Annotated in this window: 13 protein-coding genes; 9 read left to right on the forward strand and 4 right to left on the reverse strand. The window is 45.5% G+C overall.

What is annotated here, in order from left to right; genetic code table 11:
• The first annotated feature begins 226 nt into the window (after nt 1-226).
• Entirely contained in the window at nt 227-964 is a 738-nt protein-coding gene (locus LDL35_RS09415; protein WP_304022076.1) for a hypothetical protein, read from the forward strand.
• 13 nt (nt 965-977) lie between these two features.
• On the opposite strand, the gene LDL35_RS09420 is transcribed toward LDL35_RS09415, so the two are convergent.
• The 4 genes from LDL35_RS09420 to LDL35_RS09435 all read right to left on the reverse strand — a co-directional run bounded on the left by LDL35_RS09420 (nt 978) and on the right by LDL35_RS09435 (nt 4,012).
• On the reverse strand, nt 978-1,634 hold the full coding sequence (locus tag LDL35_RS09420) for an amino acid ABC transporter permease (protein WP_304022077.1): 657 nt from the start codon (nt 1,632-1,634) through the stop codon (nt 978-980).
• Between the two features lie 9 nt (nt 1,635-1,643).
• Nucleotides 1,644-2,396 carry an amino acid ABC transporter ATP-binding protein gene (locus tag LDL35_RS09425; RefSeq protein WP_304022079.1) on the reverse strand — a complete coding sequence of 251 codons (753 nt, stop codon included), beginning with the start codon at nt 2,394-2,396 and terminating at the stop codon, nt 1,644-1,646.
• Between the two features lie 4 nt (nt 2,397-2,400).
• Nucleotides 2,401-3,075 (reverse strand): amino acid ABC transporter permease, encoded by a 675-nt coding sequence (locus LDL35_RS09430; protein ID WP_304022094.1) that lies wholly within the window; start codon nt 3,073-3,075, stop codon nt 2,401-2,403.
• Nucleotides 3,076-3,193: 118 nt separating this feature from the next.
• Nucleotides 3,194-4,012, reverse strand: coding sequence for a basic amino acid ABC transporter substrate-binding protein (locus LDL35_RS09435; protein ID WP_304022080.1), 819 nt, complete (start codon nt 4,010-4,012; stop codon nt 3,194-3,196).
• A 145-nt stretch (nt 4,013-4,157) separates the two neighbouring features.
• Between LDL35_RS09435 and LDL35_RS09440 the strand changes: the two genes are divergently transcribed.
• The 8 genes from LDL35_RS09440 to alaS form a co-directional block, all read left to right on the forward strand.
• Nucleotides 4,158-4,988 (forward strand): ABC transporter substrate-binding protein, encoded by an 831-nt coding sequence (locus LDL35_RS09440; protein ID WP_304022081.1) that lies wholly within the window; start codon nt 4,158-4,160, stop codon nt 4,986-4,988.
• 79 nt (nt 4,989-5,067) lie between these two features.
• The gene (locus LDL35_RS09445; RefSeq protein WP_304022083.1) at nt 5,068-6,159 is read left to right on the forward strand and encodes a DMT family transporter; all 1,092 of its coding nucleotides are present in this window, start codon (nt 5,068-5,070) and stop codon (nt 6,157-6,159) included.
• Between the two features lie 48 nt (nt 6,160-6,207).
• Nucleotides 6,208-8,103 (forward strand): agmatine deiminase family protein, encoded by a 1,896-nt coding sequence (locus tag LDL35_RS09450; RefSeq protein ID WP_304022084.1) that lies wholly within the window; start codon nt 6,208-6,210, stop codon nt 8,101-8,103.
• 54 nt (nt 8,104-8,157) lie between these two features.
• Complete coding sequence (locus LDL35_RS09455) at nt 8,158-8,463, forward strand: MscL family protein (protein WP_304022086.1); 306 nt, start codon at nt 8,158-8,160, stop codon at nt 8,461-8,463.
• 2 nt (nt 8,464-8,465) lie between these two features.
• Nucleotides 8,466-8,987, forward strand: coding sequence for a hypothetical protein (locus LDL35_RS09460; RefSeq protein ID WP_304022088.1), 522 nt, complete (start codon nt 8,466-8,468; stop codon nt 8,985-8,987).
• Between the two features lie 48 nt (nt 8,988-9,035).
• Nucleotides 9,036-9,773: a Nif3-like dinuclear metal center hexameric protein gene (locus tag LDL35_RS09465; RefSeq protein ID WP_304022090.1), complete on the forward strand. Its 738-nt coding sequence runs from the start codon at nt 9,036-9,038 to the stop codon at nt 9,771-9,773.
• On the forward strand, nt 9,728-10,123 hold the full coding sequence (locus tag LDL35_RS09470) for an SWIM zinc finger family protein (RefSeq protein WP_304022092.1): 396 nt from the start codon (nt 9,728-9,730) through the stop codon (nt 10,121-10,123). Before LDL35_RS09465 ends, LDL35_RS09470 begins: the two co-directional genes overlap by 46 nt.
• A gap of 19 nt (nt 10,124-10,142) precedes the next feature.
• The coding region (alaS, locus tag LDL35_RS09475; protein WP_304022093.1) for an alanine--tRNA ligase at nt 10,143-12,684 on the forward strand (2,542 nt) is incomplete at its 3' end.

Below are 12,684 nucleotides of genomic sequence, written 5' to 3' on the forward strand. Positions count from 1 at the left end.
ACACCTCACGTGGATGACGGTACTGAGGTACGCGAGTCCTCGGGAAATCACCCTCGCTGCTATTGTTCAATGAGAAAATTCTATTCTGTTCGTATTCTTATAATATATTGATTTATACTGCGTTTTATTATCACAAAAAAATTCCAATAAGAATTTGATATCTGCCCCTTTCTTCTCACAGGAAAACCTCATATGGTTACCTGATCCTCAGGTTATTGAAAGTCATATGATAAAATGGTCAGATGTTTTTCGGATATGCAGTTTGTTATTTATCGTTGGATTATCATGTAGTTCCTCTGTTATTGCAGGAAATACGAGTGAACCAGATACGGCATTCATTGATTTAACCTCTTCAAAATCAGTAATTGAAGTAGGTGACACAATCCTTATTGAAGGTTACATTGTCCCCTCGTTACTATCCAGACCCGGAGACCGGGTTCTTTTGCAGGTAACATCTCCAAAAGAAAGCAGGGCTGATACCTATTACCAACTGAAAACCAGTATTGAAGGACTTTTTCGTATCGAACTTCAGGCCGATGCCGTTGGTGACTGGAGTTTTCAGGCACGATACCGTGAATATGCTAGTCCAGTGGTTCCGGTAAAAGTAACCCCCCGGGCAAAAGTGAAAGAGACAGAACTTACCATATCCGGCCCCTTTAATCGTGTCTTTATGGGAGAGTCCGGCCAGATGAGTGGCTGGCTTCGGGACAATGAAGGAAATGGCATCCCATTCAGGCAGATCTGGTATTCATTTGGTCTTCCTTCCTACAGTTGTGCTCTCTGTGATGATGATTCACGAAGAATCTGGCAGACCCTGGGTCCTGTAACAACTGATGAGATTGGATATTTTGAATTCAGTTTTCCTGCCCGGGATAAAGGAACCTATGCAATAAAAGCTTCTTTCCCCGGTGATGAAATATATGGAAAAGCTGAATCAGAAACACTATACCCCAATGTTCTTTAAAAAAGGAATCGGGTTATCCCGGTATAGCATATTTTTTCTCTAAAGCATTTGCTCCGAATGTTGTGATGGTTACCAGTGCAAGGTACACTATCGCAACAGCGATAAAAGTTTCATTATACGCAAAATATTTGGTAGCTATAAGCTTGCTAGCACCGGTCAATTCAATGACGGTGATCATATAAGCCAGTGATGAATATTTTATGAGATAAATAAATTCATTGGAAACCCCTGGTATTGACCTACGTAATGCCTGGGGCAATACAATATTCAAAATAGCCTGGTTTTTTGTCATACCCAGTGCCTTAGCGGCGATTAACTGACCTTCTTTTACTGATAAAATTGAGCCTCTGACATATTCTGAATTATAGGCACTATTGCAGAATATAAATCCCAGAACTGAGGCAACAAAGGGTGTCAGGACAATACCAAGTGAAGGAAGTCCGAAATATAGAATAAAAAGGAGCAGTAATAACGGGCACCCCCTGAAAAATATGGTGTATAATTGCATCAGCCAGGAGAGACCTTTTCCTCCATACACTCGACCGCATGCAACTCCAACCCCGAGAAGAAATCCAATAGGTGCAGTAACGGCAACGAGCGCCAGAGTTATGAGCAGGCCATTTGCAAAGGCCGGGACCATTATGTCAAAGATGAAGGTTATCTGATCCATGATTCTGCCTTACTGACTATACTCCCTGAATTCTCCAATAAATGCCTTGCACCGTTCAAACTCAGGATTATTCAGAAGCTCAGCGGGGGTTCCCTGTTCTTTGATGTGTCCATGCTCCATAAAGCAGATCTTATTGGCAACAGAACATGCAAATCCCATCTCATGAGTCACGACCAGCATGGTCATACCTTCCAAAGCCAGTTTTTTCATCACTTCAAGAACTTCCCTGGTCAGTTCGGGATCGAGAGCACTGGTCGGTTCATCAAACAGCATGATGTCCGGGTCCATGGCAAGGGCTCGGGCAATCGATACCCGCTGGGCCTGCCCTCCGGATAACTCTGCAGGATAATGATCAGCCCAGTCAGCCATGCCGACCTGTTTTAACTCAAACATTGCCTTCTCCCGTGCTTCTTTCGGGTTCATCTTTTTCACTTTCAAAAGAGCAATCTCAACATTTCTGACAGCAGTGAGATGATCGAACAGAAAAAAGTTCTGAAAAACCATGCCGATCTTTTGTCTGAAATAATTTATCCGGGGGCCTGCATGGGTGACTTCTTCATCATTCAAAAAGATCTTTCCACTATCAGGAATAGTCAGCTGATTAATGCACCTGAGAAGGGTACTTTTTCCCGTACCTGATGGGCCGATAAAGCAGATCGTCTCGCCTTTTCTGACATCTAATGAAACTCCTTTCAGGACTTCGTTCTTTCCAAAGGCTTTTTTGATATTCTCAATTCGTAAAATATATGTGGTATCAGTCATGTGATTATGATCCTCCTGGTCCGAAACCTGGTATTGCAATCTTCTTCTCGACCATATGAATACATGAAGTGCCTGCATAACTGAGCAGGATAAAAATTACAGCACAGGCAAGGTAAATTGGCATGGTAACGTAGGTTTGTGAGACAATTTGTGATGACCGGGTGAGTAACTCAGCTACTCCGATTGCATAACAGACAGATGATTCGGTTAATATCTCCGGATATTGATTCGACCATCCGGGAAGAGCAATTCTCATGGCCTGAGGAAGAATAATGCTTTTTATTGCCTGAAACCGTGACATGCCAAGGGAACGAGCAGCGATCATCTGACCTTCGGAGATTGACTGGATTGCCCCGCGGAATACCTGAGACTGATATGCTGCCCCCCATAAGCCCAGGACTACTGCTCCAACATAGAATGCAGGTAAATCCAGTCCTAATGCAGGAAATATACCAAAATAGAATAAAAACAGGAGAACAAGGACAGGAAGACCTCTGAAAAACCATACGAACGTTGCGATTGCAGATCGTACGGGAAGTGATCCATAGACCTGACCCAGAGCCAGGGGAAGTCCGACTCCCGCCCCGATAATAAGGGCAGATGCGACAAGACCCAGTGTCAGTACAATGCCACTGAAAAGATACGGAAACCAGTCGATTAGAATGGATAATGCCATAATCTGTTAAACTCCGGCCCAGACATCATGATCTTTCGGGATGTAATTCCCTATGGATCCACAATAGATGGCCTTGGATCTTTTGTTATCAATAATAGGTAGTAAGAAAAGATGAATTGATTTATTCCATCTCATACTTCTTCTTGAGTTCATCCCATTTTGGAGATGCCATAAGACGGGCAAGTCCTTCGTTCATGGTCTCAAGAAGTTCAGTATCAGTCTTCCTGATTGCAATACCATAGTCCTCGCCGGTATCAATCTCACCGATGATATGAAGCGGCTTTCCTGCAATGGCATCAAGCATTGGTGGCCGGTCATATATCGCGAAATCAATCCGCTTATTCTGAAGGTCTGTTGCAACCAGTGGGAAATTATCATAGGTAACGAGCATGTCTGCACTCATTACGCTCTTATTGACCAGGTTTTCTTCAGCCCAGAAGGCACCGGTGGTCCCGCGCTGTGCCCCGACTTTTCCTGCACCAGCCTTGAAGTCATCCATGGTGAACTCTGAGTCATCGTGAACTGCTACTGACTGGTTCACCTTCCAGTATGGATCGCTGAAATTGACGACTTCTTTCCGTTCATCGGTGATGGTCATTCCGGAGTAGACCATGTCAATCTTTCCTGCCTGCAGAGCGGGTATGATACCATCCCATGCCATAGCCTGAATCTTGACATTAAAGCCCATTTCATCGGCAATCCATTTGACTGATTCAACATCAAATCCCTGTGGTTCCCCATTTTTGTCAATGAAACTGTACGGTGGGTATTCACCGTCAATACCTACAATATATGTTGGCTTGTCTTCAGAACCTGCTGCTGTGGCTTTTGGAGCGACAACCGCACCTTTCTCCTCCGCCGGTTTCTCCGTGCACCCGCACAGACAAACTCCGATAAGAACAAAGAATGTGATAAGAACAGATACAACCTTTTTGTCCATCAACAAACATTTTTCCTGCCATTCATTTATCCGTTTTCATTTGGTATTCTCTACATGAACAGGCCTTTAAATATCAGAGTATTTGACCTGACCCGGTGGGCGATTCATTTCCGAATACATATGTATCTGGTAAACAAACTCAACAATGATGATAAGAAAAGGATTGGTGCTGGTCTCTCTTATTGGACTGGTTTTGTTATTATTCGTAAGTGGATGTACTTCCACACAGGAGACTTCGCCGTCACCAGTTTCATCAGTTCAGGTGACAGAAACAATCGCTCCTGAAAACAATGACGTCCTGGAATACCGGGTAGGGATTGATGTGCCGTATCCACCATTCTCGATGATGGATGAGAAAGGAAACCCAACCGGGTTTGATGTTGAGTCAATTGAGTGGATAGCAAAAGACCAGGGATTTAAGGTAACTTTCATCCCGACTGCATGGGATGGGATAATTCCAGCGCTCCAGGCGAAGAAGATTGATATGGTCTACTCAGGGATGACTATTACCGATGAGCGCAAGGAGAAGGTCAACTTCTCTCGTCCATACTGGGTAGTGAATCAGATGGTGGTCGTAAAAGAGGGATCACCAATTACTTTGGATCAGGTAAAGAACGGATCGGTGGTCATTGGAACACAGCGTGGCTGTACCGCTGCCATCTGGATCGATGAGAACCTTGTGAATAAGAGTCTCATGCCAGCAGAGAACCTTAAATTATATGATAATACTCCGCTGGCAGTAGAAGATCTGGTATCTGGCCGTGTTGATGCCGTAATGTATGACAGTACGGTCATGAATGATATCATTGCCGGAAAACCGGTTTCCAAGATTGGAATGATTGAGACCAATGAGGAGTTTGGTATCGCAGTACGGAAAGAAGATACAGAATTGCTGGAAAAACTCAACAAAGGTCTTGAGAATCTGAAGGCTTCACCTGATTGGGAAGCACTAAAACAGAAATATAAAATGGAGTAATCCATTCCTTTTTTCCGAATAGCATAAACCTGATCATGATGAACCTGTCAGGAATATTCTGACACGGACTTTATGCATCATGAATTTTCAAAAAAAAGATTATATCCCTCTCTTGTATGCCACATTATCAGCGCTGTTTTTTGGAAGTTGTGCCCCGGTAACGAAATATTTCGTATCAGATGTCGGTCCGCTTATGCTTGCCGCTCTTTTTTATCTTGGCAGCGGGCTTGGTATGTGGTGTATCATCACCGGTGGGTGGATAATCAGACGAGGAGCAGCTCCTGCCGATTCTCCGGTCTCACGATCTGACATACCCTATCTGGCAGGGATGTCATTTTTCGGAGGTATTCTTGCACCAGTCACCCTCATGTATTCTATGGAGATTACCCCGGCAGCAACCGGTTCTCTTCTGTTAAATTTTGAGTCTGTTGCAACCGGATTGATGGCTGCTTTTCTCTTCAGGGAAGCGGTGGGAAGGCGCATTTGGGCGGCAATGGTATGCATCACCGTTTCATGTCTCATTTTATCGTATGATCCAAAGGGAATATTCGGATTTTCAATTGGTGCCTTCGGAGTACTACTGGCTTGTTTTTTCTGGGCCTTTGATAATAATATCAGTCGGAGGGTTTCAGGAAAAGACCCATTTATGTGCATCATGATCAAGGGACTTTCTGCCGGAGCATGTACCGGAGTAATTGCCTTTCTGGCTGGAGAGATTACTCCCCCTCCCTTTGAAATTCCTCTGTTCTTACTGATTGGTTTTTTCAGTTATGGAGGGCTTGCCAGTGTATTCTTCCTGTTGGCACTTCGGTCAATCGGCACCGCCCGTACTGGTTTATTCCTTGCACTTTCCCCCTTTTTTGGAGTTTTGTTCTCTTTTTTTCTATTCAGGGAACCATTCCATGAAGCGTTTTTACTGGCGTTTTTTGTCATGATAATCGGAGTATATCTCCTGGTAACTGAGAGCCATTCACATCAGCATTACCACCCTCCGCTGGTGCATAATCATCGTCACTCTCACACTGATCTTCACCATGATCATATGCATGAATTACATGCCCCACCAGTCTCTTCATCCGGTGAACACAGCCATCTCCATGCTCATAAAGCCATAACTCATGATCATCCGCACAAACCGGATCTTCATCATCAACATGATCATAAAGGATGACTCAGTGTTCATGTCTTTTATTTTTATAAAAATAGAATAATACGAACAATGAAATGCATAATTGGCCTGATACAGATCTCTGTAAGTCCTCACAAATCCTGGAATATTCAGCATGCCATAGAGAATATCAGAGAGGCTGCAGAGAATGGTGCACAGATAATCTGCCTTCCAGAATTATTCTCAACACCATATTTTCCACAACATATCGGACTAGATAGTTCCTCGTTTACCGATACATGTGACGGCGCTACGATTTACCGGTTCAGTAGTCTGGCATCGGAGTTGGGATGCGTTCTGATTGTTCCAATTTGTGAAAAAAGCTCAGATAATCGTATCTATAATAGTGCAGTGGTGATTGATGCCGATGGGTCCATTTTTCGGCCCTATCGTAAGATTCACATCCCCCAGGATCCGTTCTTTTATGAGAAGGGATATTTCAACCCTGGCGATGAATACAGAGTTTATCAGACAAAATATGCAAATCTTGCAGTTTTAATCTGTTTTGATCAGTGGTTTCCTGAAGCAGCCCGGGAGGTAGCACTAAATGGTGCTGATATCATTTTTTATCCGACTGCCATCGGTCATATCAGGGGTGAGATCCCGGCAGAAGGTGACTGGAAGGAGCCATGGAAGGTGATACAGCAGTCACATGCTATCGCGAACAGTATTCCGGTCGCTGCGGTGAACCGGTGTGGCTGGGAGGATGACCTGTTCTTTTTTGGTGGCTCATTTATATGTGATGCATTTGGGAACATCCTCGTACAAGGAGATATAGACGAGGAGATCATTCTTGCAGAAGTTGATCTCTCGCAAGGCCCCTCAATTCGTGAAGCATGGGGCTTTTTTAGAAACAGAAGACCGGATACCTATCACTCACTCACTGCTTTGGAAAACCCCGGACCAAGCACAGAATCTCTGATACCGGCAAACCAGGGATATCACATGCCGGCCGAATGGGAGCACCATGATGCTGTCTGGATGGCATGGCCGTATAATGATCTAACCTTTCCTCATCTTGAGGCAGTAGAAGAGACCTATCTGACTATCCTCTCTTCACTCCGATCAGAACGGGTTGAACTTCTCATCGCTGATCCCACCTATAAAGAGAAGATCCTGCATATGCTCTCGTTCAGGGGTGCGGACAGTTCACATATCAGGTTCCATATTGTTCCGTACTCTGATGTCTGGATACGGGATTTCGGTCCTACATGTGTAGTAAACCGGGCCCTTCATGATGTATCAGCAGTATTCTGGGATTTTAATGCATGGGGGAACAAGTATGATGAACTCATTCTGGATGGGGTTAAAACCCATGAGTTATTTCAGACCCTTGGCATGAAGATATTCAGGCCTGGTATCGTGCTTGAAGGGGGATCTATAGAGAGCAATGGGCGGGGATGTGTTCTTACCACACGACAATGTCTCCTGAATCCAAATCGCAATCCCCATCTCACTCAGGAGGAAATAGAGCACTATCTGTGTGACTATCTGTGTGCAAAAAAGATTATCTGGTTACATGAGGGTATTGCAGGAGATGATACCGACGGACATATTGATGATATCGCACGGTTTGTGAATCCCACCACAGTCGTATGTGCCGTTGAGGAGAATCAGGATGACGTAAATTATCTTCCATTACAGGAAAATTTCAGGATTTTGTCCAAAGAAACCGATCAGAATAATAATCCTTTAACAGTTATTCCAATACCGATGCCTCATCCCGTGAAGGATGAATCAAACCGGTATCCGGCAAGTTATCTCAATTTTTATATTGGAAATGAGGTAGTTCTGGTCCCGGTTTTTGATGATGAACATGATAGTCGGGCTCTTGAGATACTTCGGCCTCTCTTCCCGGATCGTGAAGTTATAGGAATACCGGCACGTGCTATGGTTGAAGGATTTGGAACGATTCATTGTGCGACGCAACAGCAGCCTTCTGCATGATATATCCCATGCAAAGGTTCTTTTTCTTTTGCGGTGGATGTATCTCTGATACAGATGACGTTGATTTCTGAATTTATTGAATTTTTAAAAGAGTACAAAATAGTTGCTCTTGCGATCGCGTTTATCATGGGAGTTGCTGCAACAGCTCTTGTAAAATCATTTGTAGATAACCTGATTATGCCCTTTGTCAGTGTTATTACTCCTTCCGGAGACTGGAAAGAAGCCGTCCTGGCGATCGGTCCTGTCCAGCTTGGCATCGGTCCATTTGCGGCAGAATGTATTAATTTTGTTATCATCGCTCTGGTTGTCTTTATGATCGCCAAATATGTGATGAAAGAAGAGAAGGTTGAAAAGAAGTAAGGATGTCTGTTCAGGATTTTGTTCCGGATGTCTGGTATATGATAGCAGGGAGGATTGCACCCCCTCTCTGTTGTACCCGTCCTGCCCCGGTTCATCAGGTCTTTCGAAAAGCTCTTTACGAGGTCTCTAAAAAAGAGGGGGATATTGATGAGGCGGTACGTCTTCTCCAGGATATCCTGTCACATGCTCCACCTGAATGGATGGTTTTTGATCAGGCAGGACAGCTTCTGAATGTGATCGGGTGGCGCAATTCCTATCATAAAGAGTGGTTTCCACCTGATCGAAAGGTTCATTCATTTAAACCCGGCCGGTGCGGACCCCATGTTGCCCATGCCTATGCTCTCATGCAGGCAGCAGCTGATGATGAGGCACTTATTCTCGTTTCCAGGATCATCTCTGAGGGAGAACAAGATTCGGATGACGTTCATATGGCCAGACTGATTCGTGCATCAATATGTATCTGCCAGGGCAGAATCGATGAAGGAGAAGAAGAACTCAGAATGCTCTCCTCTTCAGAAAACTAAAAAAATACCATTCATAATTATTTTTACTCTGCTCTGCAATCTCATTACATGACATATGATCCCCTCTTAAAAACCGGAACTTCACGACAGGAGATTCTTGATCTTCTTGCAGGTCTGGCACCACCTGACCTTGCAGAACCTTTTGATTCAGGAAGGATTGGTCTGATTATTGAAGGAAAGGAGCGTATCACTAAGATCAGTACCTGTCTTGATGTTACCCCTGCGGTTGTCAGAAAAGCAATTGAAAGCAGAACTGATCTGCTGATTGCTCATCATACTCCTATCTGGACTCCCTTGACTTCCATTGGAGGAGACGATGCCAGACTTTTCTCAATGATTCTCCGGTCGGAGATGAATGTCTATGTGATGCATACGAACTGGGATCATGCACCGGGAGGAGTGAATGATATTCTTGCCGATCTCCTTGGTCTGACTGAGCGTGAGAGTATGTCACTGGGTCTTGTCGGTACCTGCTCACATACGGTAGAAGAGATGGTCAGAATGTTAAAGGCTCCGTTACGGATATGGGGAGTTTTGGAGAAGATACAGAGATTAGCCATTGCAGCAGGCTCCGGGTTTGATAGTGCCCTCATCAAAGAAGCGCAGGATCTGGGAGCTGATGCATTCCTCTCTGCTGAACTTCGGCATTCGGTGTACCGGTCATCACCGCTCCCTCTTCTGGAGTCAACACATTATGCTCTGGAATCTCCTGCAATGCGCGTTCTTGCAGAAAATCATGGATGGGAGTACATCGACGATCTTCCGGTGCTGCTCTCTCTTTCATGAAAAGTCCCATAGACATTCTACATGAAACAAACATACTTGATGAGCGGATGCGAAAGCGCATATCCGGATATTATCGCCATCGGGGAGAAAAAGCCCTTGAAATTGTGGATGATGACCGGGTCAAGCGGTACCGTGATTTCTTTGTAGTGGTTGGAGAGACGGGGGAATATGTTGTTGAGGGAAATTATTGTTCATGTGAAGATTTTCTTCACCGGGGCAACCTCTGCGCCCATATACTTGCAGTATGTATTGCACGGGCAATCGGCAGGTATGAACTGATAGATCTCTGGTATTATCAGGATCTGAAAGAACAGGGAATTATCCCATATAGAATACAAACGGATATCTAAGGCATCGCAGGCAATTTTCATGATGGAAGATGAATATCAACTTGAATATTTTAAGTCTGAAGGTCTGACACGGAACATTTGTACCTCGTGTGGAAAGGCATTCTGGACTCGTGATCCTGATCGGACGGTATGTGGGGATGCTCCCTGCGAACCATACCAGTTTATCGGAAATCCTATCTTCAGGGCAAAAACTGTAGATGAAATGCGGGAAGCATACCTCTCCTTCTTTGAGAAGCAGGGGCATACCCGGATTGACCGGTATCCGGTCGCTGCACGCTGGCGTGATGATATCTATCTGACAATTGCATCGATTGCAGATTTTCAGCCATTTGTTACCAGCGGCGTAGTGCCTCCCCCGGCAAACCCTCTTACCATCTCTCAGCCCTGTATCCGTCTCAATGATCTGGATTCTGTCGGTCGTTCAGGACGTCACCTCACGTGCTTTGAGATGATGGCTCATCATGCGTTCAACTCTGATGAGAAGGAGGTCTACTGGAAAGATCGCACGGTTGAACTCTGTGATCAGCTCCTGACTTCCCTTGGTGCAAATAAAGAGATGGTGACCTATAAGGAGCACCCGTGGATTGGAGGAGGAAATGCTGGTCCAAGTGTGGAGGTCCTGATAGGCGGGCTTGAGGTTGCAACATTGGTATTCATGAGTCTTGGGAAACAGAAGACAGAAAAGCCTCCCATTGAACTTGAAGGAACACCCTATTATCCGATGACGCTCCGGATTGTCGATACCGGGTATGGACTTGAACGGTTTGTCTGGGCATCACAGGGTTCACCCACCATTTATGATGCCGTATTTCCCGAGATGGTCAGTCATGTGATGCAGGAGGCAGGATTTGGTCACCGGCTCCATGATCCGGATTTCATTCATATACTTGGAGAAAATGCGAAGTTCGCAGGTCTTATGGACATATCAGGCCAGCGGATATTCGAGCTCAGACAGAAGGTCGCAGATAAGATCGGCATCCCCCCCGACAAACTTGAAAAGATGATCGCACCGGTTGAGAGCGTCTATGCGATCGTGGATCATACCCGGTGTCTGTCCTACATGCTTGGAGACTGTATTGTTCCGTCAAATGCTAAGGATGGGTATCTTGCAAGACTGGTACTTCGGAGAACACTCCGGATGATGCGGGAACTGGACCTACCTGACGAAAAATTAGGAGATCTGATAGAGCGTCAGATGAAGATCATCGGTCTTTCAAAGTTTGAGCAGGATCCTGATGTGGTCATGGAGATAGTTGACCGTGAGGTTGACAAGTACCGGACAACTATGGAGCGGGGGGCCAGGACGGTTGAGCGTCTTGCACAGACATATAAGAAGAAGTGCGAAAAGATACCGCTTGATGAGATCATCACCTTGTATGACTCACATGGCATTCCTCCGGACATGGTAAAGGATCTTGCAACTTCTCAGGGAGCTGTTGTTGATCTTCCTGATGACTTTTACTCACGGATTGCGAATATGCACTCCGAATCAGAGCAGGTCCAGGAGAAGAACCCGCTTTATGATTATCTTGACCGGCTTGCACATCTTCCCGAAACCAGGAAATTATTTTACGAGCGGCCCGGATCGATGGAGTTTGAAGCGAGAGTTCTGGAGATCTTCGACGGTCAGTATGTCGTCCTCGATCAGACGCTCTTTTATCCGGAAGGAGGAGGCCAGCCAGGTGACACCGGTCTGTTCCTGACGCCTGATGGTCTGACGGTCAGAGTCTGTGATACTATCAAGCTTGGCGAGTCAATCCTTCACCGTATCGACGGGGGGATTGTAAGAAAAGGGGATATGATCCGTGGTATCCTCGATGAGGATCGCAGATTATCCCTCATGCGGCACCACACCGCAACCCACATTCTTCTCCATGCGGCAAAAGAAGTGCTTGGTGCTCATATACATCAGGCAGGTGCCCAAAAGGGTGAATATAGTTCACGGATTGATATCAGGCACTATAAGCACATCACTCCTGAAGAGCTTAAAAAGATAGAGGTTGTTGCAAACCGCCTGGTTATGGCAAACAGCTCCACCTCAATCGCATGGGAAGATCGTACTGATGCAGAACAAAAATACGGCTTCTGCCTGTACCAGGGAGGTGTCCCGCCCGGGTCACGGATTCGTGTGGTTAAGGTTGCCGGTGATATTGAAGCCTGTGCCGGAACACATTGCGCCCATACCGGAGATGTTGGAACTATCTCCATCATCCGGGTCGAGCATGTACAGGATGGGGTGGAACGGCTCGAGTTCGCCGCTGGTATAGCTGCAATCCAGCATAAACATCATCAGGAAGATCTTCTGAACCGATCTGCAGAGGCATTTTCAGTGCAGGTTGAAGCACTCCCGGCAACTTCCAAACGATTCTTTGAAGAGTGGAAGGAGCAGAGAAAGGAGATTGAAAAACTCTCCTCACGCATTAGTGAACTCGAAAGCAAAAACCTTGAGGCTGTTGATTATAATGGGATTTCAGTCCTTGTCAAACGGCTTGATCTTCTAAACCCGGAACTGGTCAAAGTGGCGACCGGTATATCTGATAAAGGCGGCATAGCCATCCTTG

The sequence above is a fragment of the Methanospirillum hungatei genome (assembly GCF_020216685.1).
Classification (GTDB): Archaea; Halobacteriota; Methanomicrobia; order Methanomicrobiales; family Methanospirillaceae; genus Methanospirillum; species Methanospirillum hungatei_B.

Coding starts and splice junctions, on each gene's coding strand:
- LDL35_RS09415 (WP_304022076.1), top strand. CDS start 227: ATGATAAAATGGTCAGATGTTTTTCGGATATGCAGTTTGTTATTTATC.
- LDL35_RS09420 (WP_304022077.1), bottom strand. CDS start 1,634: ATGGATCAGATAACCTTCATCTTTGACATAATGGTCCCGGCCTTTGCA.
- LDL35_RS09425 (WP_304022079.1), bottom strand. CDS start 2,396: ATGACTGATACCACATATATTTTACGAATTGAGAATATCAAAAAAGCC.
- LDL35_RS09435 (WP_304022080.1), bottom strand. CDS start 4,012: ATGGACAAAAAGGTTGTATCTGTTCTTATCACATTCTTTGTTCTTATC.
- LDL35_RS09440 (WP_304022081.1), top strand. CDS start 4,158: ATGATGATAAGAAAAGGATTGGTGCTGGTCTCTCTTATTGGACTGGTT.
- LDL35_RS09445 (WP_304022083.1), top strand. CDS start 5,068: ATGAATTTTCAAAAAAAAGATTATATCCCTCTCTTGTATGCCACATTA.
- LDL35_RS09450 (WP_304022084.1), top strand. CDS start 6,208: ATGAAATGCATAATTGGCCTGATACAGATCTCTGTAAGTCCTCACAAA.
- LDL35_RS09455 (WP_304022086.1), top strand. CDS start 8,158: ATGACGTTGATTTCTGAATTTATTGAATTTTTAAAAGAGTACAAAATA.
- LDL35_RS09460 (WP_304022088.1), top strand. CDS start 8,466: ATGTCTGTTCAGGATTTTGTTCCGGATGTCTGGTATATGATAGCAGGG.
- LDL35_RS09465 (WP_304022090.1), top strand. CDS start 9,036: ATGACATATGATCCCCTCTTAAAAACCGGAACTTCACGACAGGAGATT.
- LDL35_RS09470 (WP_304022092.1), top strand. CDS start 9,728: ATGGGAGTACATCGACGATCTTCCGGTGCTGCTCTCTCTTTCATGAAA.